Raw genomic sequence first — 24,029 nt, 5'->3', positions numbered from 1 at the left:
CTAGATATAGCAATGCAATTGCCTTCTGTCTGCTGAATCCAGCCCTTACCCGCTCGATTCGTTATCGGGGGTACTGGCTTGGTGTGGGATGCCTGAAGGAGACGCCTTTTGATTTGAATGCCACCGTATACAGAGAGAAGACCTGTCTCCCATCACTGCTGAGGTCTACACCCTATGGGTAAACAAGAAAGAAGAGCACGCTTCAAAGCGATGACGAGCTCTGAGAGGAAAGCTTTGATCAGGAAAAAAATGAAAGCGGCAGGGCTAGTAGAAGGCAGTGGGGTACCTGGGACAACCTTGTCTTCATACGATCAAGAGCAAGTAAGGGAACTGATCCGAATTACCAGCTGTTTCCCTGAGATGCGTAGCGATTAGGGGGGTGCACTCCACCGTTAACAAAGGGGCAGCCTGTTGGTTCACGACCTTTAACAGGATTTTGGTTCTTTTGTCTGACCAAAATTGACACTGTGACCCCTTTCCGTCTCCGTTGAATCGTCACTAGGCTGCGCCTGACGCAATCACCAAGACATGGTTCGCTCGTTGACAACAGCTGCAGCGGCAGCAGTTCTGATGTGCACCCCTGCGATGGCATGCAGCAATCAGTCTGAGCAATTGGTTTCACAGTCTCAAGAGAGTGAGGTGTACTTTCGGCGCAAGAGCAACCAGCCGCTGGTCAATGAAAAGACCAGCATTGATCCAGAAAACTGCACTGCCAACGCGGATGGAGGCTTCACCTGTGATGCCAAGGTGGTTAACCCCGTAAGCCCAGATAACAAATACAGGAACTAAGTGGACAAAAAGCCCTTTTGGGAACCAAAGATGATCTGGCGCGCGGTTGTGATCGATGTCGTTCTGTGCGTGCTCATGCTCACCCTCTCGGTCATGTCTGATGAACAGTTCTGGCGTGTGTTCTATGCATCCGGTTCCCTGCTAGCGATTATTGATGCGATATGGGCATCGCGTGTACTTGATGCTGTAGAGGAAGAGCAAGACTAAACACACAGCTGACGCCACTCCCTCGTCTAAGGCACATGGCTAGGCATGGCAAAACCATGAAAAAGGCGCCCTCATCGAGCAGCGCCCTATAACGACAAACTTGTGTGAGGAGTGTCGTGTCTCGATGCTACTCCTCTATTGGGGCCTTAATCAATGAGAAATAGATTGTATGAAGCATGTTCATTTTTTGTTATCATACTTTGACTCGTAAATCTTCTATCGTTCAATCTAAAGTTGATGAGTTTAAGAATCGACTGAATTGAATAAAGTTGATGCGTCAGGCTGAGAACAGATAGAATCAGTTAATGTTGCTCAGTCTGCTTAAATCTTTCGTCAATATTGGATTGATGTTCCAAGTGCTATGAGCATTTCTGCCAGCACTGTCGCCATAAGAGCAAAGGCGGCTCCAAGTGCCACAGGGGTAGTCGCATGCTCAAGCGACTGGTGAGTAGTGCAAGAACTAGAAGCAAGAAGAAGAGGGCTTCACCAGGCCAAGAACGTCTTCCTTGGGGTTAAGATATTCTCCTAAATCGAGGATTGCTTAAGCGGATAACGATATTATTTAAAGTCAAGAAGTTGATGACTTGATTTGTAGCGGTACGTAACCATCATCAGTTTCTATGCTGACCTAATCCACGTAATCTTGAATATTAAAGAGGCAAGAATGTGTCAGGGGCTGAAAGCTAGTTATAGATATTCTGTGCGTGCTTGAGGAAGAAAAGCCCCCTTTCATTGCAGGGTTTTGCCTAGGCTGTAACAATATAGGTATCAAGCCTCGTATTGCAGTGCAAAAATTGGCTTGCCAAATAAAAAGATATGGGGGCCTTGTAATTCAGCTACCCCTTAATCTACATTAGCCCAGTTAAAGTGGTGCCACCCCGACCCGTACTTCCCACCGGTGTACATACCGCCGTCACACTGTGCTTCACACTTATTACTCGTGCACACCAAAACTAACTCGCACCACCAAGGCATGCAATGTTTTATCTCATGGAAGGTGTCCCCCTCATAGTTTGTAACCTCGACGCACCAGCCATCGTGCACCCTTACATCACGATTAGCTGGTGTTGCAGATAACGCTTGAATTGCAGACATTACGGCTGGCTCCTTCTTGCTTGGTGAACCATAGCCATTATTGCCAAAGCGATATTTAATATCTGCCGTACAACGTGTATCAAAAGCTTCGTCGTAAGAAAGATCGGCGCTAAGAGTTAAACCATTGCTGATGTTGTAGGCCAGTCTTCCTTTAACACCAGAGCTATCTGCATCATCTAGATCGCCTTGCTGATAGTAATAACCAACGGAGGCATTGAGATCTGGTGTGATGCTGTAACCAACATCTAAGCCGTAGGTATCTAAAGCACCACCTAGATAAAAGTTGTTCAAGCGCTGTTCTGTATCACCAACTGGAACTAACGCATAGGCATTGAAGTTCCATGTATTACTGACAGCCTCTAGACCTGCTGCAACTTGCTGAAAGAAGACATCACGCTTGTCTGTGACATCCACCCCGGTATCGGCATTACCGGTATTCATCGGGCGGCTGTCATAACCAGCATTCACCCCGAACATCCAGCTGCGATCACCATTGAGCCAGCGGTATCCAAGCCTTGTTGAGGTGCTGACGGTGGTGCCAGCCACATCGGTGTTGATGATGCTGCTGTCGCCCTCGCGATCAGCAAAGTTGGCATTGGCTAAAGCATCAATAAACCAAACGCTGTTCTCACCAACGGCAATCGGCAGAAACGCGCCAATACCGGCTTGATTGGGTGTGCCTGCACCTTGCAATGCGCCTTGAAAACCCCAGTTGAACTGAACGGCATCTTTGAGGTTGATCTCCATCACCCCCAGATCTGATGCACTGCCGTCTTCTTCTTGAGCAGCGACTGGTTGGATGGGAGTGCTGGCAAGGGCTAGAGCAGCCGCACTAGCGACGGATAAAGGAAGGCGAAGGGAACGCTGCATGGGATTGACTAAATTCTCAGCTCAGCATCCTTTGAAAACTGGATTGCCGAGCAGGGCTTGAGGCAGTCGTTGGGTTGGCAATGTTGGCCCTCATTTCTGCGCTGCAGGCAGCGCCTTTGCGTTTGCATCAGTCTGTGCTTTGGTCACATCAACTGCAGTAAAGTGAATTTTTGGGATGAGCGGCATGCAAATTACTTTTGAGTATTTGCGATAGAACCATTCATTTGCGTTGAAATAAGAAGCACTGTTCTTGCAAAGGAATCATGTCGCTTCTAAGGCAGGAGTCGCAGAGATGGTGCCTCTTGCTGCAGCTTGTGCTCTGTGGTTCTCTTCCACTACTAGGGATGATTCCTGTAAGAGCGGCTCAGCTTCCAGGCCTCACGCCGCTAGCACTCGCATGCTTTCAATCTGGTCAGTTCAACGCATGCCAAGCCGCGTTGCTGCGGGCCGAAGCCCTGCAGAGACGAGCAGGAGCTCAGAGCAACTATCCCTGTCAGACCTTGCTGCTTGGTTTGCAATCCGATGTGATTATGAGTCAGCTTCGAGCTGGACGTGGGGATGATGCTTTGATCATGCTGGAGGAGGTCAGCAACAGTTGTCGAGGTTTGTGATCTAAGAGAGCAGAACTAGTGATCTCTTGCATTGCTTTTAATCGTCTTTATTGTTGCCCCGTTAACCCTGACCGTCAGCGTAAATATTGTCTTGACCCTCGTATGCTTCTTTATAGCCCAGGGCGGATGCAGCACAAGCCTTGCTCACTGATTCTTGCAGCAGGGCTTGGCAAAGCTGGCCATAGAAACATTGGGATTCCTATTCTTGCAGCTCTAATTCATGAGACTTTGTTTTTTATTTCGTTGCAGATAGGAAGCAGTTCATACACAGCTTTTGGAGTAATCACATCTTTTGCTGCTGCTTGACTAATGTCTAAGTTTGTGGATTTTAATCGACCTGTATCGAGACAATGCATTGGTTCACAGCGTCTAATCTAGTTTGCCAGTGGCTTTAAAGAACCTTTCCCGCTTGTCTATTGACTTTCAGTATTGAGCTTCTTGCCCGCGATTAGCTCTATGAAAAACTATGATTTTGTTGATTAATAACTTAAAGTATGCCTGCAAACTCCAAGCTATTTGCATGCGGGGCCCGCTGATAATCATTAGCCCCCTTAATGTTCTGACCTTTCAAGTCTGGCGAGCTGATGCTATAATGGTTTTTAAGGGTTAAAACTCTTTTCCTGCCTCCTTCCATCGTCGACACTTGTTAATGATGGAAGCTGTGATCTATTTGTTGATCCATGTTCAGAGATCTGCTCCTTGCGTTGCCTGTTGAGCAAGACATTTTGATTCAAATTGTGTTGGCGTTCATCGGCCTCTTTGTTTGGCTGTGGGCCGTCGGCAGGGGAGGGAGTTGGGCTTTTGGGGCATTTGTGGTAGCGCTTTGGTTCTTGACAGCGATTGGGCTGATTACCTGGAATTTTTCGGAATAGCAAGCAGCTCAATCCCTCTTATGGATACCAGTCTTGTGGAGAAAACACTGGTCTTTCAATCTGAATGAATAAGCCACAGCTGTTGTATTTCCATGCAAGTGCTGAGAGTGTCGCCGTTTAAGCCTTGTGATCCTTCGCTGCTTGCTAATCGCGCCAACCATGCTTGGCTCGGATTGAGTCGAGTCGTTCCCTTGCGTTTCCTTGGCGCTTTGCGGGGCTGGGCTCAGCAATGAGGCTTTTGTACAAATTCATGCTTGCAACAGCGAGAGCATGAAAAGGCGCTATTGTCGATTTACGCTTGCTTTTGCGATTAATGAATTCTGCACTCTCAAGAAGTTCAGGCCTCAACTGGGCTCAGAAGACATTGGCCACTCTGTTTGCGTCGACTCTCTTTATTTATGGCTTGGATCGCACAGTGCCAGGCGTTCACAACTTCTTAATGGGTGCATTCTCTTGCCACGGTGGCTGAGTTTCTAGATTTTCATAGTCAATTTGTATTCCAAGACCCGGATTTTTGATCCGGGTCTTTTTTTGTGCGGGCAAAAAAATAAATTGGGCTATCAAAATTGCGTTGACGTTTAAGCAACAGCAGATGATCCTTTTAGAAAATGATTTGCTATTAACACCATAATCCTGATGTGGATTGTGATCTTCACAGCAGGGAACATTTTGAATAAGATGAATCATGTCTACCCCTGTGCCGAGGCTCAGTCTCCGCTTCAGCCAGTTTTCGCAGCGTTAAAGCTCAGATCAAAATAACCCCTTCGTTTTCAGGACTCGCTCAGAGATTCCTGCTTTGCTTAGCTGGAGTCGAGACAGCTTTAAGAAGCCTCTGGCCTGAAAGAACGATTGATTGCGAGCATCACCTTCTTTTGTCTTCGTCATGGCCTCAATCGCGTCAGCTTGAGATTTTATTGAGCTTGCTGACGGGGCTCATGAGCCAGATGGTTAAACCAGAGATTGCTTGGAGCTAAGGGCGTAGCGTTTGCCGGGTTCTGGGTCAATGAACTTGACCTGAGCAGGCAGCATTTCGGCAACATCTTTTGCTGATCCCTCCATCTGCATAAAGCTGCTCAGCAGCCCCTCGAAGCGAACATTCCCTCCAGCAGTGCTGGCAAGGACGGTTTTTGGCTCAAATCTTTTGAGCAATTCAGGCAGGACTTGACGGCCTTTCACAAAAGCCCCTGCAAGAGGCAAACCAAGATCAACCACCGGGCTGATCACCGCATCAACGGATTGTGATTCGATTTTGCTGTCGAGAAAACCATGAGGTTCAAGGTAGATCTTGCCGTCAGCATTGCTGATGAGATAACCGTTTTCCATCGAGGGCACCATGGCTCCAGCGGTCGCGCGGATGGTGAGTCCAGCGATGTTGGTGCTCTCTCCAGGATGCAATGGCGTTACTTGTGTAAACCCCAAGCGGCCAACCAGTTTTGCGGCCGAGGGGGAGCCAACGATCTTGAGATCCTTGGGAAGAAGCTGCAGCGTTTCTGGGTGGGCATGATCTGGTAACCCCTGGCTTAAAAGCAGCAGATCAAGGTTGTCAGGCACAGCCCAGTCGCGGGGCAGCCTGCCATTCAGCAACCAGGGTCCTGGTGGGAAGGAGAGAAGACCGGTGAGCCAGGGATCCACCAACACCCTGCAGGCACCAAACTCCAGCAACCAACCGTTGGCACCAAAATAGGTCGCTGCCAGGTTCATGATCTGATCAGGTTCTGAGATCTGACCCTATCGGGGATCTGGTATCGATTGCTGCAGGCACCCGTCTTGCAGGTAGGAATTCTTTTAACTGGCAGCTGCCATCTCCTTTGAAAGAGATCATGCTCTGCATGGCGATCATGTTCAAGTCGCATGCTGTTGAGTCGTGATCTGTCGTTGATAGAGCTTGGCATGCGAGCTCTGCCTGAGAACAATCAGATTTTGGTGCAGGCGTGGTTAATGGACTTCCAACCATTGACCACGCCTGCCCTCACAGGTAAAGACGACTATTCTTACTTAATCGATTGGCGAGAAATCTGCTTCGTAAGTCGAATATTTAGGCGACTTATCAAGAGACTTTTTAACGCGACTGGAAAAAGAAATAAGTATGAATAAGCCAGTAGAGATTGTCTTGGGATTTTGATGATTGTTTGATTTACTGCTCTTGCTCAATTCATCTATTCTCTCTAGAATACTGCAGGTCCAGCTTCATTCTCTTGGTCGTTTAGGGATATCTTTTTATCTGCGAACCTTGTGATTTGATGATACAAAATGCATGCTAAATTCGTAGTCAAGCATTTGCAGGCTTTTGCTTTGATGTAGAGATGGCCAAAGAAAATCTGGGTAGATCTCTTGCTATCACATCAAACTGATCAGATTGTCCGATCACGAATTCCGGCAGGAATGGCGCCTGTTGTAATTTTTAGCGGAGCCCAGCTTCATTCTTTCTAAATGTGGTAAGGTTCGGCGTCTTCAAGTAAAGGCTGCTAAAAAATTATGCCTCCAGTTCTTGGCAGTTTCGGCTCCCCTGTCATCGTCCTTACCGGGACTCTCGGTTGGCAGTTCTATTTGGTATGTGTCATCGTGATCGTTGGCCTTATCCTCACTGGTTATATCTTGCCCTCTTCCGGGGTGTATGGCTCTCTGAGAGGCTGGGGCACAGGTACTCCATGGCTGGTGGGCATTGTGCTACTGGCTAGCGTTGTGACGGTGGTAGAGGTGGCTCGCGGCTTGGTTGGTCCCTCGTTGGCTGTTGGCCTATTTATGCTCATCCTTGGATTGCTCGTCCTAGACCAGTTGGGTCGGCAACTCTCTAGGTCTGGTGGTTGATTGCTCGCCAATCTTCCTCTTTTCCGCTCGCATGAGCAGTTAGATCTAAATTGATTGGCACTGTGTTCATTTGTGCTGATTTGATCAATCGATCTCTCAGAAGTATCATCACTGGATTTAGTTAGCATTGATATCACTAAAAAGCTCCGCTTTTAAAGCGGGGCTTTTTTTATTGTTTTTCCCCTATAGCGGTGTCGACTTTTTGTCATCGTGATCGACCGCTTTTGGCAGGTTTTTGCACATGCATCAGAGAGGTATTGGGCTGGCTTAATGCCAGTGGTGAAGGGGTGAGTTTGATCATATGGCTGATTGCTCAACATGCTTCTAGTGCTTTCACTGTCTATCAGGCTGATGTCAGTTAAACCTGGGGCTTCAACAGCAGATGTGTGTGCTATGAGCACTAGATCAAACCAACCTTTAGGGACCACCAAGAGCATTCACAGTCTTGGTGGTCCTGGTTAAGCAGGGTGGTATTCAGGTGTTCAGATAAAGCATTCCTTCTTGCCATCTTCGCTGCTGCGATGGGTCAGAGAGATGGACGAGCACCTTGAGAGCCTCCATGAGGTTGCTGCCTTGCTTGATGGCTAGCTTTTTAAAGAGGTCAATATTGCCCCCAAGCCGAAAGCTGCCGAGTCCTTAGTGTCCGCACCAGAGTGCACAAGTTGCAGTCACGACAGCGATGACCAGCCCGCCCCATTTGATGACCTTCTGGTGAGCATTGAATGTGGTGCCCACCAAGATTGCGGAAAGGTTGATCACCATGAGCTGATCAGCTGAAGGCGAGATGCCGAAAGGCCCTGCAGTGGCGAGCAAGTTCATAGTGAGTCTTTACAGTGAAGTGATATTAGAATGAATATTGTCTTGGATACAGCTTAGTTGTGTTTATTTTCCTAGGTTTAGTTAGCAAGGCTGCTCCCAATCTGAAGGCGACCTAGATAATTAATATCCCGTACAAATGAAACTCGTCGTGGTAGGAGTGAAAAAAACTTAAACCCATTCGATACAGGAATACAGGTGGCCCCTTGCGCAGGGGGAAATACTCCCTAAGCACCTGTCTCTAGCAGGGATATCAAACTCTATTGCCAGTGATGGAAAACTCGTGTTAACAAGATCCTCAAGAGGGATGCAAACTCCTAGCCTTGCCGGTGAGGGCTTCCTTCTCCAATCGTTAGGGAGTTGTTGAGCTTCATGATCACCCGACTGACTCGATTCTTGATAGTAGATAGTGGATTCACAATGGCGAATATATTTTTACGATGTTGATTGAACTGCTCAACATTTGAATCCCCATCTTCTAGCAGTTTTGGTTGAGCAGTCGTCGCGAGCAGTGATTTGTTTTTAGGAGCACCTCATCGTCGATAGGTCTGTATGCCGGCATGTTTGGCTTTAAGTGCTAACCAATTTATGCGTACAGGAAATCTGCTAAATCAAGTGTGCCAAGTTGTTCAGCTTCTGGATATCAGGGGTATTCAGGATTAGCCCGAGTGATGAGTGTGATTGGCCTCGACAAAAAACTGTGGTGGCATTCCAGCTGCGCTTTCATTGGAGCACCTATCTGATTTTTTGTCTTGGCTAGGTGATTGGCCTGTTGACATGCTTTGCCTTGCATTCGTTATGTACTGGTCGGGAGCAACTCATGGCGATTAGCTCATCGCGTTGGTGTTGATCAGGATGGTGTAAAGACTTTGGGGAATTGGTTGATTTTGAGGGATCGTTTTAAGCTTTTAAGCACCCAGAAAGCTCACGCCAACCTGTCGTCGTCGTGGACCGTCTAACTCCACCAGGATGACGTCTTGATATCGACCTAGCACGAGTTGGGCATCCTGGACAGAAACCGTGAGGTGATTACCGAGCAGCAACGCTTGTAAGTGTGCATGGGCATTTCGCGGTTCATCCTCAGGGATATTGGGGCGAAGATGAAGGTCGTTGTGTTTCCAGGTCAGATTTGCTGGGGCCAATTGATTGAGCCAATGCTTGATGTCTTCAAGCAGGCGTTCTTCCCATTCATTCACGATCAGGGCTGTGGTGGTGTGCAGACCGGCCAGCACCACAGCACCATCTCTGTAACCGTGGTTCTCGATAAGTTGCTGCAGGGGCTCGCTGATGCGATGAAAGGCCAATGGTCCTTCGGTCATCACCGTGATGAGACCCTTATTCAGCTCGAGAGTGTTGATCTCATCAGTAGGCATGGGGCCAAACCTTGTCAGTGATGAAATTAGCTGCATAGCTATTTTGTCGCTGAATATTGGTTCATATGCAAGTCAGTCTTTGCGATCACCTCTGGCTTCTGAAATATGGACAGAGCTTTGAGGACTCTTCAATGAGCCATCATTACGTGCCCAAGCCGAGTGAATCGAATGGCACAGTCATTTCTCCATTAATGCTTAGCGCTTTTGATTCCTGAATTTTATTGAAGGCTGCTTGTCGTTAATGGATGTGTGCGTGATCGTCTAAGTGCGTCAAAAGGAGGTTCATGGCTGCTCTAGTTGTTTTTGTGCTTATTCTTCTTTCTTTTGGGGGAATTGTTTTAGGAGTTGGAGCTTTAATCCTGCTGCTCAATAAAGGTGAAAAGGCTGAGGAGATAAAAGCCCTCCTTGAGGGCATGTGGATTGATCTTAAAGATCTTTCAGTTCGATTTGTAAGATTATATAATCTTCTTGAGGCGTTTATTAAAGAGCTAGTTCGGCGTGAACCAGAGGGAATTGATGAAGCTGCAAAAGTTGAAGACGTGACTTCTGTTGCAGTAGTCAGCGAAATCGACGAAGCCGCCATTGATGAATGCATTGTTGAAGACGCAGGCAATAATGATCAGTCTTAGCAATGGTCAGTTAGATTAATGTGTTCAAGAATTGAAAGCTATTTTTGTATAGATTGTAATGCGTTCTTATGCGGCTACTCTTTAATCAACTCAGCAACAATTTCATGTTGATCTCTCCGGAAATACCTTGGCCTTTTATTGGTATTCCTTTGTGATTTTGTGCGATACCTGCTGCCCATGAACTCACTTGTGGGAATTTTTTTACTTGACTTACTATTGATTCTTTAATTTTGGATTGATGGCTAACATCCCTGGCGAGCGTAAGAGGATGAATGAATTTATTTGGCCAAGTAATTTTAATTGTTGCGAACAGAATAAAGGAGCATGCCTGCAAGGCTTTCCCTGACTCAAAAGAACAGCTCCTCTGGTCATTGTCCGCTGAAGTATAGAACCTCTTTAAATTGCACCGCTGCGGGGCTAATTAGTGCTGAAACGATATAGTAAAAATTATCTACTAAATGACGCATAGCTTTTGCCTAAAGTAAAAATTAAGCTCGCGCAGTGTAAAAGGCCGAGGTGCGGTTGGAGAATTCCTTAACTCGTTTTCTCTGGCTGCACGCCCCCTGATGGATTCGAACCATCGACCGACTGCTTAGAAGGCAGTAATTAAGCCCAGTGGTGATGGGCTTTTTTGTGTGAGGGAATTGATTCTTGTTAATCGGTGCTTGCGTCCGCAATCCTCTGCAAAAGTGATTTGAAGTAAAACTGAGAGCAGTGCTCTCACCCTTTTGCAACAGGTCTTCACCCCTGTGCAGCACCTTGCAATCCCTCCATGATTGATTGCCTGAAAGGCAGTTGCTCGGTCCACAGCATTGGCTTCCACATCCAGCCGATCGAGCACCATCGCTCCTGGCAGCCGCTTGCTCGTCACGGCCATATGAGCCAGCGACCCTGAGGGAGCGGCGGCGGTGCTGCCTCAGGGTCGTTGGTGGGTAAGAAATCCAGCGATGGTCCCTAGAGTCGTTCCAGATCCGCCAACCCTTGCAAACACGTCATCTCAACGCAGGTCTTGGTGGTCTCTGGCATGAGTAACTTATTGCGGCTCTCAGTTTGCCGAGGGCGATGACCAGACTCCTCCGATGTTTAAGGAACATCCGTATTACAAGCAGTTCCAGGAGAAGCCCCATGGTGAGGGTTGGCTGGTGAATCAGCAGGAGGGATTGCTGGTCCAGATCCGGCCCGACTCACCAACGCAGCACGCGCAATTCGTTCTGGTGAGCACTTACCGGCGATCCTCCCGACTGGGCCAGCCCATCCGTCGGCAGCGGATGCTTACTTACCTCGGGATCTAGATGTGGATCAACCTCCAGAAGATTGGTTGGCGATGCTGTTCACCACCGACGATCTGACCCTGTGAGCAACATCACAGCGACGACTGAGGCAGGTCATCGAGTCATCCCGTGAATTCAGAGATGGTGAGTGTGTTGGAGGGATGACCTCCACTTCCTCACTTAAACAAAACCATGACGAATACTTCTTTTATCAACGAAACCATTGACCAAGAGCTTCAACTCACTGATCTCACGACTGTGTGCGGTGGTGGCAAAAAAGCCAAGACAAAAGTAGGAAAGTGGATTGAAAAAACTTTCGGCGATGGCGACGGGGAGCATGAAGGCTCTGACTATGTCGATGAAGTCATCAAGGTCATTACGATCGTTGCTGGCTCTGGTGGTGGCAATGGTGGCAACGTCCACCAGCCTCCTGGTGAAGAAAATCCTGGTCCGAATGTCTGGTATTGACCATCGGTAGAGTCAGAAGACAATGCCCCGCTCTCGTGAGTGGGGTTTTTGATTGCCTGCCTGCCACTACTGCTGCCCGTACAGCTCGATCCAATCGACAGCATCCAGGCCACCTTCAAAAAGCTGAAGGCATCGTTCATGAGCGTGGTGGAGATAAAAAGGGATCTGACCTGCCTTTTCCACCATGACCAGCGGGCGAGTCCGCTGCTTACGCCAAAAATCCAGCGAGTAATACAGCGGTGCTGTCTCAGTCAAGCCAGCAGGATCAACCCAGCGGTTGACTCCATAGTTGGGTCGAGTTTCATCTACCACCCATTCCCATGGCATGACTGCTGCCTTACGCAGATTCTTGAAGAAGGTTGTAGTTGACCCTGCTGCCCCATGCTGTGCTGGCTGATGTAATCCAGCAGTGCAGACACGACCGCTTGGGAGTAGAGACCGCGGACGGTGATCGGATGGAGCTCTGCAGTCAAGCGCAGCAGCTCTGTCCTCAGAAGAGCGTCTTGTTCACGGGAGAGAAATTTTGGAGACTTCCGGCTCATATCCTCCTCCGACGCTTCAACTTATGAGCTCGCCGGATGGCCTCAAGTAGGTGGATCTTTCTGGCGCTGTTTCGCCAGGGGCCGTCAGCTGCAAAAGCAGACTGACGCCAGGCATGGCGATGAGAACCCCCGATATAACTCACGCCCCCTGTGTGATTCGAACACACGACCGACTGCTTAGAAGGCAGTTGCTCTATCCAGCTGAGCTAAGGGAGCACCAGAGCATTGTGGCAGTCAACATCGAGTTGGCCTTCTATGGTTAGAGGCTGCGAACTTGCATCCGATGGCGGCCAGCCGGCTCAGCGACAGCCAGAAATCTGAGCTTGTGGAGCGTTACAGGGCAGGTGATGCCACAGCAAGCCTTGCCAAGGCTTACGGCTGCAGTCCTAATACTGTCACTCGCACCGTTAAAACGCTGCTTTCAGAGAAGGACTACGTCGCGGTGAAGGCCTCTCGTGCCCAGCGTGGTGCCATCTCTAAGACTCTCTCTGCTGTTGGAGAAGCAACCGTTAATGATCCATCAGAGTCGAGTTCATCGACGCTGAATTCGCTTGATGAGGGGAATCTTGAAGAGGGGAAGGTGGATGAGCTCGCGTTGGACGACGAAGCTGCAGGTGTTCTTGCTCTCGATGATGCCGATGACTTTGGTGATGATCCGGAAGAGGACTCCAGCCAAGATGACCATCTCGAGGCGGATATGGGAGATCTGCCTGGGTCCGAGGTGTTTTGCGAGCTGGTTCCTTTAGTCGCAGATTCTGTTGCTTTCAATGATCGTCCAAAGGTGAAATGTGAGCCTCTCTTGCCTGGCTTGTTACCTAGCAGTGTTTATATGCTTGTCGACAAGACAGTTGAACTTGATGCGCGCCCGTTGAAGGAGTTCTCAGAGTTGGGTTTGCTAGCCGATGATGATCAGGACAGACGGGCTCTTTGTTTGTTTGCGAATCCCCGTTCTGCCAAACGTCAGTGTGGACGTAGTCAAAGGGTGATCAAGGTGCCTGATACAAGTGTTTTTGAGCTCACCACCTCCTATCTGTTGGCTCGCGGCATCACCCGTTTGGTGCTGGAGGGTTCACTGATTGCCCTTGATGTTCAAGCCCCATAGATCTGAACGGTTCTTGATTCGCTTATGAGGCGTTCAGGATCTTGGCTTGGGCAGAAGCAGTGCGGCGGTAGTGCCGCCACTAATGACACCTACGACGATTGACATCCCTACCAGAAAACCTGTGGGGAGCTCTGCGCTTTTGGCATCACCCAGCCTGAGACTGTGGCGATCAGTGAGATTTTGGGCTCCCAGGCAGAGCACGACCAGGAGCAAGCCGCCGCTGACAAGACTGGTTGTTAGCAGTCGAAGCCGCAGCAGCATGATGTGTTTTCGATGGTTCCCTTAGTTTGCCGTTTCTAGGAATTCACTCGCTCTCGTTTTCTACCATTTGGTGTAGCAGGGCATAGAGAACCCTTCTGGATTGTCCTGATTGTTGAGCGAGTTGTCGAGCGGCATCACTTGCACTTGCTCCACTGGCCATCAATGCTGCCAATTCCGCTCGCCAATGCGCGTCACTTTGCTGATCTGGTATTGCAATTGGAGCACCTCCTAGGACAAGAGTGCATTCCCCTAGAGGCTTGTGTTCAAGAAAATGCTGTAGGGCTGCTGCGATCGTTGGCCCTACTTGTTGTTCATGGCGTTTGGTGAGTTCCCTGGCCACCTGTAAGGGCCGCTCATCCCCGCAAAGTTGCGCCAATTCTTTCAGCAGTTGCACCAGCCGGTGTGGCGCTTCGTAAAGAATGGTTGTTCGGGTCTCGCTGGCGACCGCTGCCAGCTGCTGCCGCCGTTCCTTGCCTCTGGAGGGTAGAAAACCTTCAAAACAAAAGCGGCCACATGGAAGTCCGCTGCTCACTAAGGCTGTTGTTGCTGCACAGGGGCCGGGAATACAGATCACCTGGTGCCCCGCTGCCCTAGCGGCTGCGACGAGTTGTTCGCCGGGATCGCTGATGCCCGGCAGCCCGGCATCACTGATTAAAGCCAGGCTTTGCCCTTCGCTGAGCAGTTGAAGTAGTTGGGGGAGGCGAGCTTTGGTGTTGTGTTGGTGGAAGCTGAAGCGTTGACTCTGCGCGCCCAGGCTGTTGAGTAGATGGCCGCTATGGCGTGTGTCTTCACAGGCGATGGCCGAGACATTCGTGAGCACAGAGCGTGCTCTGGGGGAGAGATCTCCGAGGTGACCAATGGGCGTCCCAACCACATAGAGCACCCCTGGTGCTGGTTCCTCTCGCTGACTCAAAATGAGGCTTGCACGTGTCTATTCATGATGCCGAACGCACCTCTTCTCCCTGCTGGTGTGGACCTGGAGGTTTTGTTGCAGCAATTGAGGCGATTGAGCTGGGGTGCTGCAGACATCCTGCTGGCCTATGCCCGGGGAGAACAGCCACCGCATGGATTTTCTAAGGCTCTGAGTGTTGACGATGGTGGTGAGGGGCCTGTCTCTGCCGCTGACCTTGCGGTGAACAGTTGGCTTTTGGATGGCTTAGAAGCGAATTTTCCCTTGGCAGATTGGACTCTATTGAGTGAGGAGACGGCAAAGGAGCAACTCACTGCAGGCGAACCCTTAGCTGCGGAATGGTTGTGGATCCTTGACCCCTTGGATGGCACAAAGGACTTCTTGCAGGGCACAGGTGAATACGCCGTGCATCTTGCCTTGGTGCATGGTCAACGACCAGTGCTTGGCGTGGTACTCCTGCCAGAAGCCGAGGAGCTTTGGTTTGGTGTGATCGGTTCTGGTGCCTGGTGCGAAGACCGGCAGGGACAACGTTCGCCGGTGCGTTTTAGTCAGCGCAAGGCTTTTGGTGAGTTGATGCTGGTAGCGAGTCGCAACCACCGCGACAACAGGCTTGAACAGCTGCTAGAGAGCCTTGCTCTTGGTGGTAGCAAGGCTGTGGGCAGTGTGGGGTGCAAGGTGACCACGATTCTGCGCGGAGAAACAGATCTGTATGTCTCTCTTTCAGGTCGTAGTGCTCCAAAAGACTGGGATATGGCGGCTCCAGAGGCGGTGCTGATGGCTGCAGGGGGATGTTTCACTCATGCTGATGGACGCCAGCTTGCTTACAACAGCGGTGATGTACGTCAGGCCGGATGTTTGATCGCCAGTCATGGCCTCGCCCACGCCCAGCTTTGTGAAGCAGCGGCGCGGGCTATGCAAGAGATCGACCCAGGCTTTCAGGTTTGAATTGACCTAATAGCCCTTCAGGCCCCTCAGTTGAGAGGGGCTACAGGAGTTGGAGCTGGCTCTGACTGAGTCTCTTCGCCGTTTTGAGGGACGCCTCTGAGTGTGAGGTTGATACGGCCACGATTGTCAATTTCTCGTATTCGTACTGTCACCTCATCCCCTACTTTCACGACGTCGTCGACCTTCTCCACGCGAGCCTCTGACAGCTGGGAGATATGGATCATGCCCTCTTTGCCGGGAAGGATCTCTACGAAAGCCCCGATCGGAATGATCCTTGTGATGGTTCCGCTGAAAACCTCCCCCTCGTTTACTTTGCGGGTGAGTCCTTCGATGATGCGTTGAGCTGCCTCTGCAGCAGCCCCGTCATGAGAAGCAATCGTGACGATGCCACCGTCTTCTATGTCGATCTTGGTGTTGGTGCGTTCTGTGATGCCCTTGATTGTGCGACCACCTGGGCCAATCACTGTGCCGATCAGTTCTGGATCGATTCTGAAACTCAGCAGGCGCGGGGCATGGGGAGAGAGGCTAGTCCTGGGAGCGTCAATGGCTTCCAGCATCTTCTCGAGGATATGGATCCTGGCAGGGCGGGCCTGATTGACAGCTTCTGCAATGGTTTTTACCGGAAGGCCGGTGATCTTCATGTCCATTTGCAGGGCCGTGATGCCATCTTTTGTTCCAGCCACCTTGAAGTCCATATCACCGAGGAAGTCCTCGATTCCTTGGATGTCAGTGAGGATGCGAATCTCAGCATCTTCCTTGATCAAGCCCATGGCGGCTCCGCTTACTGGAGCCTTCAGCGGAACACCTGCATCCATGAGGGCCAGGGTGCTGCCGCAGACCGAGCCCATCGAGGTGGACCCATTGGAGCTGAGGACTTCGCTCACCACCCGGAGCACGTAAGGGAAAGTGTCCTTGGGAGGCAGCACTGGAATGATGGCGCGTTCAGCGAGGGAACCATGGCCTACCTCACGGCGGCCGGGGGATCGCATTGGACGTGTCTCGCCAACGGAATAGGGGGGAAAGTTGTAGTGGTGTAGATAGGTCTTCTCAGGTCCAGGGTTGAGGTCATCCATCTCCTGGGCATCGCTGGGTGTGCCCAGGGTGGCGGTGGACAGCACCTGGGTTAGTCCGCGTTGGAAGAGTCCGGATCCGTGCACGCGTTTTGGCAGCACGCCTGCGGCGGAACTGATCGTGCGGACCTCATCGAGCTTGCGACCATCGACGCGTTTGCCTTGTTTGATGATCTGCTCACGCATCAATTTTTTAGTGAGCGCCTTGAAGTTATTGCTCAAGACTTTGCTGTTGGCATTCACTGACTTGCGAACGGCATCGTCTTCTTTGAGGCTGTCAATGGCTTCAGCTGTTTTCGCTTTGATGGCATCCAGCTTGCTATCGCGTTCAGCTTTGGTTTGTTCAAATTGCTTAAGCACTTCTCCGATGCTCTTGCTGCAATTTTTTTCCAGATAAGTCGACAGCTTGGTGTCTTGAGTGGGGGGTTCCGGCAGTACCTGCTTAATCCCTGCATCCTTGAGGATGGATTGCTGTGCCTTGATTAATTCGCAGACGGCTTCATAGCCAAAGTCGATGGCTTCGATGACGTCCCCTTCTGGCAGCTGGTTTGCACCGGCTTCAACCATCACAACTCCATCTGGGGTGCCAGCCACCACGAGATCGAGATCGCCACGTTCGATTTCTCGATAGCTGGGATTCAGAACGAAATCATCACCGAGAAGCCCTACCCTCACTGCAGCCATTGGACCCTGGAAGGGGATGCCTGCTAGCAAGGTGGCCATGGAAGCTCCCGTAACGGCCAGCACATCTGCTGGAACCCGTTCATCGAGGGAGAGGCATGTTGCCACGATCTGTAGGTCGTCCCTCATCCAGCTAGGGAATAAGGGCCGCATGGGGCGGTCGATTAGACGAGCGATCAGTGTGGCTCTCTCTGGCGGGCGACCTTCACGTCGCATGAAACTGCCAGGAATGCGGCCAGCTGCATAGAGCCGCTCCTCGTAGTCGCAAATCAGGGGAAGAAAATCGATGCCTTCGCGGCCTGTCGATCTGGTGGCGGTTACCAGGACGGCGGTGTCGCCGCATTCCATCATCACGGAACCACCGGCCTGGGGGGCATATCGCCCTGTGGTCAGCCGAATCTCCCGACCATCAAAGGAGATCGACTGTGTCTGACCTTGCACGTTCTCTTATGTTTTTTTTGTCAAGCACCATACTGGCACTTTGCCGAGTCAACTTTCATGGAATTTTGGAATTGATTCCTGTTGGTTCAGTTGCTAAGCAATAAAAAAGAGGGATGGATGACTTCAATCCCTCTTGCGAATTACTAAGAGCTCTCCACTCCTATTAGATGCAGAAATGGTTTGAGAGTTACCAGCTGGACTTGACGACACCAGGAAGTTCTCCCTTGTGTGCCCGTTCTCTCAGCTGGTTGCGGCATAGCCCGAAGTCGCGATAGAAGCCGCGTGGCTTTCCTGTGGCCCAGCAACGATTGCGGATGCGGTTTGGAGCACTGTTGCGCGGGAGAGCTTGAATCTTGCGGTGGATCTCAAGACGTTGCATTGGATCCTTGGCTGCATTGAATGCTGCCATTAGAGCCGCTCTCTTGGCTGCGTAGCGCTCAACAATCTTCTTGCGCTTTACATCACGGGCGATCATTGACTTTTTAGCCATGCGGCAGTTTTGAAGCGCGAGGGTCGATAACGCACTTTACCTTCCAACTGCTGCCATTGTTTTGCTTGCCCAGGTTTCAGCTGTTCAGGCTTCTGCATATAGGGCAGATCAGTGACCGATCAGCTGTTGCACCACCGATAGTTGAGTGGTGTCGCGAACGATCAACACCACACTGAGACCTACCAATAAAAAAAAGCCTGATTGCATGAAAGCCATCTGGATGCGCTCTGGAATTGGCCGCCCACGCACGCCTTCTAATAGCAGTAGCAACAGTTGGCCGCCATCAAGCAGGGGGAGCGGAATGGCATTGAGTACGGCGAGATTGATCGAAAGCAATGCCGCGAAGAGCACTAGGCCAGAACTACCCTGACTGGACAGCTGGGCACCCATCTCGACAATCTTTACAGGGCCACTGACTTGTTGGGCTGTCGTTCCGAAATCGGTGATGAGTCCTGAATAGCCCTTAACGGTTCGACTGAGTAGGGAAATGAATTGGCTGTCAACATGGTTCAGAACCTCTCCGGGGCCGTGGGGCCGGCGGGTTTTGCCTGTGACGTTGGCCTGCAATTGGGCGCCCACCCTGCCATTGCCTTGTTGCTCCGCTGGGGTGAGCACAATCTTGCTGCGTTGACCCGAACGGACTCTGTCCAGGTGAAGTTTGCTCCCTGGTGAGTCTTTGATTTGACTCACCAGGGCCTGGATCGCTTCTTGACCTCGCCCTAGCTCGTTGCCATCCACGCTGAGGATTCGATCGCCAGCGGCTAGCCCTGATGCAGCCGCGGCTTCTCCAGGTTGAACGGCTACAACGATTACGCCTGGATCCGGTTGGCTTGGGAGCCCGATCATGACCGCTTGGCCCATCAGCACCAGCCATGCCAGCAGCAGATTGGCCATGACCCCTGCACAGATCACCAAGGCTCGTTGTCTGATCGGCCGGTTGCGTAGTAGGTCGGGATCATCAGGGGGGATTTCGCTGTTTTCGTCGTCATCTGGAAATGAAACGAAGCCCCCTAAAGGCAGAACTCGCAGCGCATAGGTGACGCCTTTTCGTTGCCGTTTGATCAGCGCCGGTCCAAACCCGATCGAAAATCCATTCACACGGATTCCCTGAGCAGTGGCAGCTAGAAAGTGCCCAGCTTCATGAATGATGATCAGCAGGGCTAGAACCGTCAGCGCCGCAAGAACGTTCATTCAGCTTCTAGTAATGGGTTCATTCTGGCTCTAGTCGATCTTTGCCGAAATAAGGCACAAGTGCCTTGGGGAGTAGGACACTCCCATCAGATTGCTGGCCTGTTTCTAGAAGGGCCGCCATGGTGCGTCCTACCGCCAGGCCACTGCCATTGAGTGTGTGGATAAGTCGGGTACCTTTTCCGTCTTTGGTGCGAATAGCAGATCGCCGTGCTTGGAAGTCTCCACAGATACTGCAACTTGAAATTTCCCGGAAGGCGCCTGCTCCTGGTAGCCAGACTTCGAGGTCGTAGGTGCGTGAGGAAGAAAACCCTAGATCACCTGTGCAAAGTTCAATGACGCGGTAGGGCAATTCCAAGGCCTGCAGCACGGCTTCGGCATCGGCTGTGATCTGAGCGTGGGCAGCCTGCGAATGGTCTGGATGGACGAACCAATAGAGCTCCACCTTGTTGAATTGATGCAGCCGGATCAGGCCCCGGGTGTCTCGTCCATAGCTTCCAGCTTCGCGGCGAAAGCATGGACTGTAAGCGGCGTATCGCAGTGGCAGTTGGTCAGCGGGGATGATTTCATCGCGGTGTAGAGATGTCACCGGCACCTCTGCAGTTGGTGTTAGCCAGAGGTCGTCTTCAGCGCAGCGGAAGCTTTCTTCGGCGAATTTTGGCAGCTGGCCAGAGCCCGTAAGGCTGGCGGTATTCACCAGTACCGGAGGCATGACTTCTCGATATCCCTTTGCGGTGTGGAGGTCGAGCATGAAGTTGATGAGTGCTCGTTCCAGTCGCGCACCCTGACCCATCAGGGTGACGAAGCGACTTTGGGCAATCCGTACAGAGCGTTCTGTTTCGAAAAGGTTGAGCCGCTCGGCAATTGACCAGTGCTCCAGAAGGCCTTCCCCTTCACGTGGATTGCCCCAACAGTGTCTTTCCTGGTTGTCGTTCTCGTCGCGTCCTTCCGGACAATCAGGGGAGGGCAGGTTTGGCAAGCTCAGCAGTTGCTCTCGCAATCGGGCTGATAGTTGTTTCTCTTCGTCTTCTAAAACGGCCACCTTTTGCTTGATGAGGTTGCCTTGCTGTCTTAGTTCTGCCACGACGCTGGCTTTTGGGTCGCTTCCCTTCTGGATACGTTGACCGACTTCCTTGCCGATGCGATTCCCTTCTGCCTGGAGGCTGCTGCGCTGTTCCTCGAGATTTCTTTGTTGCTGGGCGATCAGTTGTAGGCCCGTTAGGTCTAACGTCATGCCCCTTCGGCCCAGTTCGTTAACAATCAGGTCGGGGTTGTCCCGCACCAGTCGCTGGTCAAGCACGAGGGTTTTGATGTCAGCGCGGGCAGCCTAAGTGTTGTTGGCCCAGCAATTGAATCCTGTTTGGTTACGCCTATTCAGCCTGCAAGATTGGAAGCAACAGAAGATGCTGCTCGGGCTCTTCCGCTAGCGGCCCATTCCTTGAGGGCGTTGAGTTGTTCTCGGGCTGTGCGGGAGAGCGGCACCAGTTGGCTGGCAGCAAGAATCAGGTCGGTCTCTCCAAGTTCTCGGCGTTCGGCGAAGGCCAAGTGCATGGCCTCAATCACAGTCTGTTCGAGTTCGGCACCTGAGAAGCCTTCGCTGCGATCGATTACCGCAGCCAGGGGCAGGTTTAAGTTCGGTCTTCGTCGCTGAATATGTAGCTCAAGGATGTTGCGGCGTTCCTCGCTGAATGGCAGGTCAAGCAAAAAGATTTCGTCGAAACGACCTTTTCGGAGGAGCTCTCCAGGTAGGCGTTCTACGCCATTAGCCGTAGCGACTACAAACACCGCGGAGGTTTTCTCCGCCATCCAGGTGAGCACGTTGGCAAGGACACGTTGACTGGTGCCGCCATCACTTCGGGCATCGCCACCAAAACCTTTGTCGATCTCATCGATCCAGAGAACGCATGGAGACATGGCTTCTGCCCGCTGGATCGTCTCTCTGGTACGTGCCTCGCTAGCACCCACTAGCCCGGCAAATAGGCGGCCTACATCGAGGCGAAGCAGTGGCATCGACCAGTTGTGGGCGATGGCCTTGGCGGTGAGCGATTTGCCTGTGCCTTGGGGGCCGATCAGTAGAACACCGCGGGGCAGTGGCAAGCCAAAGTGACGAGCTTCGTCGGAGAATGCCTGATGGCGTTGCTCCAGCCAACCCTTAAGACTATCCAGTCCTCCTATGTCGGCAAGCGAGGCTTCTGTAACGCAATACTCAAGAACCTCACTGCGGGCAACGGTCTGACGTTTTTCCTCAAGGACTTCGGCCAGATCTGCCCAACCTAGTTTGCCCCGCTGGGCTAGGGCACGGGCTGCTACCTGACGCACCCTCATTTCGCTGAGGCCGCTGCAAGCGTGGGTGAGCTCTTCTAAAACGTCTGCTGAAAGGGGGGAGCCGCTTGCTTGGGCAATGTTCTCCAGCAGTGTTCGCAGTTCTGGTTCCTGCGGCAGCGGTAGATCGAGAATGGTCAGGGAATCATCAAGATCGCTGGGCGGAGTCCATGGCCCTGAGCAGAGAACCACAGTGTGGGGTTGATGGCGCAAGTGAACCGATAAGTTGCGCAACATGCGAGCGATACCAGCGTCTTCGCAGAAGTGATAGAAATCTTTGACTAGCAATAGGGTTGGACTACTGGCTTCAAGTTGTTGCAGCCATTGCAGGACGGCCATCGGTTGACGTGCCCCCAGCCCTTCTTCGTTAAGCACGCCTTTAAGGCCGCCAATAAAATCCCAGCTGGCAAGGCGACGGGGCTGTAGTCGTTTTGCGGCTTGCTCAAGCAGCACTTCAACACGCTCCTCTTCGCTGCTGCGAATCCAAAGGAGAGGTGTTCTGGCTCTGATCAGCAGATCCAGGTGGTTATCCCAGCTCGTCATAGCGAGTTGAGTTTTTGTAATGCTGCCCAGCGTGGATCGAGATCAGTTCCCTCAGGTTTAACGGCAGTGGTTTTAGTTGAGGGCTGCAGCTGAGCTGGACCGGGACAATCGGCCCCACAACGCTTGACTAAAGGCATTTGCAGACTCAGTTGTTCGAAAACCCAACGTTCTGGGTCAAAGCTGCCAAGAGGGTCAAGGCACTCCATCAGTGCATCCACATCATCTGAATGGCTCGAGCCATTCAGTTCGTTTGGGTTTGGACCAGTCCCCTTTAGCCAGATCAGTTCTTCGGTATTACAGGCGAGGTTTTGATTGAATTCGCTTAGGCATCGATCACAGCAGAGGGTGACGATGGTTTGGAATTTCCCTTTCACTTCAAGAATGCTGCCTTGATGCTCGGCGCTGATGTTGCCTCTCAATGGGGTAAGAGAGGACATCTCGTCAAGATGTCCCTCGATAGACCAGTGCCGAGGAGCAGCTAAGGCTTTTAGGTCTTGCAATGAAATGGGTTGGAGCCCTGGGATCATTTACGTTTTTTAGGTTCAAAGGGAAGGCGATCTGATTCACCTATGGCTGCTGTTGCCAACGCAGGTTTGGACTGCTGTTCATTGAGGATTTTTTGCAGGTTCTCAGGTAGGGCTTCACGACTAAGCAGAAAAGTCTGACCTGCTTGAAAGATGTTTGCGATCACCATGTACAGCAATACACCTGCTGGTAGTGGAAAGAACAAAAACATGCCAGTGATCATCACTGGAGTGATCTTGTTGGCTGTTGATTGTTGTGGGTTCGCAGGTAGCCCCCTGCCGGAAAGTATTTGCGAGACCAAAAGCGTCAAGCCGAAACCACCGACCAGGATTGCGATATCCCAGTTGATTTCCCCATCGACGTAGAAACCAACTTGACCAAGGGCCTTAATGAATAGAAAGCCACTTTGGGCAGCAAGGCCAGGAATTTTGCCTTGAACGGTGGCATCGCCTTCAGACAAAGCCTGGATCGTGCCATCGGCAGACACCTTGACAAGATCATCCCCCTTGGTAACGCTCCAGGTTGGCGTGAACTTGGTTCCACCTTCTACGCCAGAAAGTCTGCTTGTGAAGCTTTCGCCAGTGAGCGTTTGCAGCTTGATTTGGGCCTTGTCTCCTACTCCTAATTTTGTGCCGCTTGGCAGAGACGCAAGGACTGGGAAGTGTTTGGTTTCACTGATAAAAATGGAATGCTTGCTACTGGTAAATGGCTTGGGCTCAATGGCTGCAATTTGGTCGCTAGGCAGCACCTTGAGGTTCACCAAGTAAGGCACATCAGCAAAAGGTGATCCTCTAAGGGTTGCAAACAGGGCGAAGAGAATTGGCATCTGTACCAATAGGGGCAGGCACCCTGAGAGGGGGTTGCCGAACTCCTTCATGACTTTCCCAAGCTCCTCCTGTTGCTTCTGAGGGTCTTTGGCATAACGGCTCTTGATTTCATCCTGGCGCTTCTTCATGGCCGGCTGGGCGATCCGCATGCGACGAGCGCTACGAATGGATCCAGCACTTAAGGGGAACAGTGCCAATCGGATGACCACTGTGAGGGCGACGATGGCGAGGCCATAGCTCGGCACTAATCCGTAGAAGAAATCCAGGATCGGGAGCAGAATGTTGTCGGAGATGTACCCGATCACGATCGATTGCTGAGGGTGGATGGAACAGTGATGCCAGTGTGCATCAGCACCTATATGGCTGGATTACA

General features: G+C 51.4%; 29 protein-coding genes and 2 tRNA genes. 11 read left to right on the top strand and 20 right to left on the bottom strand.

Annotated features, from left to right (window positions below; all coding sequences use genetic code 11):
- Positions 1 to 528: 528 nt before the first annotated feature.
- Complete coding sequence (locus tag EV12_RS07870; RefSeq protein ID WP_036914225.1) at positions 529 to 789, top strand: hypothetical protein; 261 nt, start codon at positions 529 to 531, stop codon at positions 787 to 789.
- A 30-nt stretch (positions 790 to 819) separates the two neighbouring features.
- The gene (locus tag EV12_RS07865; protein WP_236072629.1) at positions 820 to 996 is read left to right on the top strand and encodes a hypothetical protein; all 177 of its coding nucleotides are present in this window, start codon (positions 820 to 822) and stop codon (positions 994 to 996) included.
- 843 nt (positions 997 to 1,839) lie between these two features.
- On the opposite strand, the gene EV12_RS07860 is transcribed toward EV12_RS07865, so the two are convergent.
- Positions 1,840 to 2,961, bottom strand: a complete 1,122-nt coding sequence (locus tag EV12_RS07860; protein WP_241466492.1) for a carbamoyl-phosphate synthase — start codon at positions 2,959 to 2,961, stop codon at positions 1,840 to 1,842.
- 263 nt (positions 2,962 to 3,224) lie between these two features.
- Here EV12_RS07860 and EV12_RS07855 point away from each other — a divergent pair, with 263 nt between their 5' ends.
- The 3 genes from EV12_RS07855 (at position 3,225) to EV12_RS14195 (ending at position 4,677) form a co-directional block, all read left to right on the top strand.
- On the top strand, positions 3,225 to 3,572 hold the full coding sequence (locus tag EV12_RS07855) for a hypothetical protein (protein WP_036914221.1): 348 nt from the start codon (positions 3,225 to 3,227) through the stop codon (positions 3,570 to 3,572).
- A 680-nt stretch (positions 3,573 to 4,252) separates the two neighbouring features.
- The gene (locus EV12_RS07845) at positions 4,253 to 4,444 is read left to right on the top strand and encodes a hypothetical protein (RefSeq protein ID WP_036914216.1); all 192 of its coding nucleotides are present in this window, start codon (positions 4,253 to 4,255) and stop codon (positions 4,442 to 4,444) included.
- A gap of 92 nt (positions 4,445 to 4,536) precedes the next feature.
- The gene (locus EV12_RS14195; protein WP_193742182.1) at positions 4,537 to 4,677 is read left to right on the top strand and encodes a hypothetical protein; all 141 of its coding nucleotides are present in this window, start codon (positions 4,537 to 4,539) and stop codon (positions 4,675 to 4,677) included.
- Between the two features lie 517 nt (positions 4,678 to 5,194).
- Here the strand turns inward: EV12_RS14195 and EV12_RS14835 are convergent.
- Together EV12_RS14835 and EV12_RS07830 are read right to left on the bottom strand one after the other, a co-directional pair.
- Positions 5,195 to 5,329 carry a hypothetical protein gene (locus tag EV12_RS14835; RefSeq protein WP_255327602.1) on the bottom strand — a complete coding sequence of 45 codons (135 nt, stop codon included), beginning with the start codon at positions 5,327 to 5,329 and terminating at the stop codon, positions 5,195 to 5,197.
- A 63-nt stretch (positions 5,330 to 5,392) separates the two neighbouring features.
- Entirely contained in the window at positions 5,393 to 6,145 is a 753-nt protein-coding gene (locus EV12_RS07830; protein ID WP_036914208.1) for an MBL fold metallo-hydrolase, read from the bottom strand.
- Positions 6,146 to 6,919: 774 nt separating this feature from the next.
- On the opposite strand from EV12_RS07830, the gene EV12_RS07820 reads away from it, so the two are divergent.
- Positions 6,920 to 7,252 (top strand): hypothetical protein, encoded by a 333-nt coding sequence (locus EV12_RS07820; protein ID WP_036914204.1) that lies wholly within the window; start codon positions 6,920 to 6,922, stop codon positions 7,250 to 7,252.
- A 636-nt stretch (positions 7,253 to 7,888) separates the two neighbouring features.
- Here the strand turns inward: EV12_RS07820 and EV12_RS07815 are convergent.
- Complete coding sequence (locus tag EV12_RS07815; RefSeq protein ID WP_036914202.1) at positions 7,889 to 8,071, bottom strand: hypothetical protein; 183 nt, start codon at positions 8,069 to 8,071, stop codon at positions 7,889 to 7,891.
- A 905-nt stretch (positions 8,072 to 8,976) separates the two neighbouring features.
- The gene (locus EV12_RS07810; RefSeq protein ID WP_052039459.1) at positions 8,977 to 9,441 is read right to left on the bottom strand and encodes a secondary thiamine-phosphate synthase enzyme YjbQ; all 465 of its coding nucleotides are present in this window, start codon (positions 9,439 to 9,441) and stop codon (positions 8,977 to 8,979) included.
- A gap of 284 nt (positions 9,442 to 9,725) precedes the next feature.
- Here EV12_RS07810 and EV12_RS07805 point away from each other — a divergent pair, with 284 nt between their 5' ends.
- Positions 9,726 to 10,070: a hypothetical protein gene (locus tag EV12_RS07805; protein ID WP_036914199.1), complete on the top strand. Its 345-nt coding sequence runs from the start codon at positions 9,726 to 9,728 to the stop codon at positions 10,068 to 10,070.
- Between the two features lie 85 nt (positions 10,071 to 10,155).
- On the opposite strand, the gene EV12_RS13715 is transcribed toward EV12_RS07805, so the two are convergent.
- On the bottom strand, positions 10,156 to 10,404 hold the full coding sequence (locus EV12_RS13715) for a hypothetical protein (protein WP_036931247.1): 249 nt from the start codon (positions 10,402 to 10,404) through the stop codon (positions 10,156 to 10,158).
- Between the two features lie 223 nt (positions 10,405 to 10,627).
- Positions 10,628 to 10,697 (bottom strand) — tRNA-Arg (locus EV12_RS13710).
- Positions 10,698 to 11,205: 508 nt separating this feature from the next.
- Here EV12_RS13710 and EV12_RS07795 point away from each other — a divergent pair.
- Positions 11,206 to 11,427, top strand: coding sequence for a hypothetical protein (locus tag EV12_RS07795; protein WP_036914196.1), 222 nt, complete (start codon positions 11,206 to 11,208; stop codon positions 11,425 to 11,427).
- A gap of 106 nt (positions 11,428 to 11,533) precedes the next feature.
- Positions 11,534 to 11,809 (top strand): hypothetical protein, encoded by a 276-nt coding sequence (locus EV12_RS07790; RefSeq protein WP_036914194.1) that lies wholly within the window; start codon positions 11,534 to 11,536, stop codon positions 11,807 to 11,809.
- A gap of 66 nt (positions 11,810 to 11,875) precedes the next feature.
- On the opposite strand, the gene EV12_RS07785 is transcribed toward EV12_RS07790, so the two are convergent.
- The 4 genes from EV12_RS07785 to EV12_RS07775 form a co-directional block, all read right to left on the bottom strand.
- Positions 11,876 to 12,136, bottom strand: a complete 261-nt coding sequence (locus EV12_RS07785) for a hypothetical protein (RefSeq protein WP_036914192.1) — start codon at positions 12,134 to 12,136, stop codon at positions 11,876 to 11,878.
- Positions 12,115 to 12,351, bottom strand: coding sequence for a hypothetical protein (locus EV12_RS13705; protein ID WP_152562306.1), 237 nt, complete (start codon positions 12,349 to 12,351; stop codon positions 12,115 to 12,117). Before EV12_RS13705 ends, EV12_RS07785 begins: the two co-directional genes overlap by 22 nt.
- Positions 12,348 to 12,518, bottom strand: a complete 171-nt coding sequence (locus tag EV12_RS14190; RefSeq protein WP_193742181.1) for a hypothetical protein — start codon at positions 12,516 to 12,518, stop codon at positions 12,348 to 12,350. Before EV12_RS14190 ends, EV12_RS13705 begins: the two co-directional genes overlap by 4 nt.
- A tRNA-Arg gene (locus EV12_RS07775) sits at positions 12,494 to 12,567 on the bottom strand. The genes EV12_RS14190 and EV12_RS07775 overlap by 25 nt, the downstream gene beginning before the upstream one ends.
- Before the next feature lie 67 nt (positions 12,568 to 12,634).
- Between EV12_RS07775 and EV12_RS07770 the strand changes: the two genes are divergently transcribed.
- Entirely contained in the window at positions 12,635 to 13,453 is an 819-nt protein-coding gene (locus tag EV12_RS07770) for a hypothetical protein (protein WP_036914300.1), read from the top strand.
- Positions 13,454 to 13,486: 33 nt separating this feature from the next.
- On the opposite strand, the gene EV12_RS07765 is transcribed toward EV12_RS07770, so the two are convergent.
- Positions 13,487 to 13,714, bottom strand: coding sequence for a hypothetical protein (locus tag EV12_RS07765; protein WP_036914188.1), 228 nt, complete (start codon positions 13,712 to 13,714; stop codon positions 13,487 to 13,489).
- A gap of 43 nt (positions 13,715 to 13,757) precedes the next feature.
- Positions 13,758 to 14,627 (bottom strand): 16S rRNA (cytidine(1402)-2'-O)-methyltransferase, encoded by an 870-nt coding sequence (gene rsmI, locus EV12_RS07760; protein ID WP_036914186.1) that lies wholly within the window; start codon positions 14,625 to 14,627, stop codon positions 13,758 to 13,760.
- A 24-nt stretch (positions 14,628 to 14,651) separates the two neighbouring features.
- On the opposite strand from rsmI, the gene EV12_RS07755 reads away from it, so the two are divergent.
- Complete coding sequence (locus EV12_RS07755; RefSeq protein ID WP_036914184.1) at positions 14,652 to 15,569, top strand: 3'(2'),5'-bisphosphate nucleotidase CysQ family protein; 918 nt, start codon at positions 14,652 to 14,654, stop codon at positions 15,567 to 15,569.
- A 26-nt stretch (positions 15,570 to 15,595) separates the two neighbouring features.
- Here the strand turns inward: EV12_RS07755 and EV12_RS07750 are convergent, their stop codons facing one another.
- The 7 genes from EV12_RS07750 to yidC form a co-directional block, all read right to left on the bottom strand.
- Positions 15,596 to 17,761, bottom strand: a complete 2,166-nt coding sequence (locus tag EV12_RS07750; protein WP_036914182.1) for a polyribonucleotide nucleotidyltransferase — start codon at positions 17,759 to 17,761, stop codon at positions 15,596 to 15,598.
- Between the two features lie 187 nt (positions 17,762 to 17,948).
- Positions 17,949 to 18,251: a 30S ribosomal protein S14 gene (gene rpsN, locus EV12_RS07745; RefSeq protein ID WP_036914179.1), complete on the bottom strand. Its 303-nt coding sequence runs from the start codon at positions 18,249 to 18,251 to the stop codon at positions 17,949 to 17,951.
- A gap of 108 nt (positions 18,252 to 18,359) precedes the next feature.
- The gene (gene rseP / locus EV12_RS07740; protein WP_036914175.1) at positions 18,360 to 19,442 is read right to left on the bottom strand and encodes an RIP metalloprotease RseP; all 1,083 of its coding nucleotides are present in this window, start codon (positions 19,440 to 19,442) and stop codon (positions 18,360 to 18,362) included.
- A 19-nt stretch (positions 19,443 to 19,461) separates the two neighbouring features.
- Positions 19,462 to 20,739, bottom strand: a complete 1,278-nt coding sequence (gene serS / locus EV12_RS07735) for a serine--tRNA ligase (RefSeq protein WP_036914172.1) — start codon at positions 20,737 to 20,739, stop codon at positions 19,462 to 19,464.
- Between the two features lie 74 nt (positions 20,740 to 20,813).
- Positions 20,814 to 22,304: an AAA family ATPase gene (locus EV12_RS07730; RefSeq protein WP_036914169.1), complete on the bottom strand. Its 1,491-nt coding sequence runs from the start codon at positions 22,302 to 22,304 to the stop codon at positions 20,814 to 20,816.
- The gene (locus EV12_RS07725; RefSeq protein ID WP_036914166.1) at positions 22,301 to 22,831 is read right to left on the bottom strand and encodes a YceD family protein; all 531 of its coding nucleotides are present in this window, start codon (positions 22,829 to 22,831) and stop codon (positions 22,301 to 22,303) included. The genes EV12_RS07730 and EV12_RS07725 overlap by 4 nt, the downstream gene beginning before the upstream one ends.
- On the bottom strand, positions 22,828 to 23,961 hold the full coding sequence (gene yidC, locus EV12_RS07720) for a membrane protein insertase YidC (RefSeq protein WP_036914163.1): 1,134 nt from the start codon (positions 23,959 to 23,961) through the stop codon (positions 22,828 to 22,830). Before yidC ends, EV12_RS07725 begins: the two co-directional genes overlap by 4 nt.
- Positions 23,962 to 24,029 lie beyond the last annotated feature (68 nt).

The organism is Prochlorococcus sp. MIT 0701 (assembly GCF_000760295.1).
Lineage (GTDB): Bacteria > Cyanobacteriota > Cyanobacteriia > PCC-6307 > Cyanobiaceae > Prochlorococcus.
The sequence above is the reverse complement of the archived record's forward strand: the minus strand, read 5'-3'. Positions and strand labels throughout refer to the sequence as shown.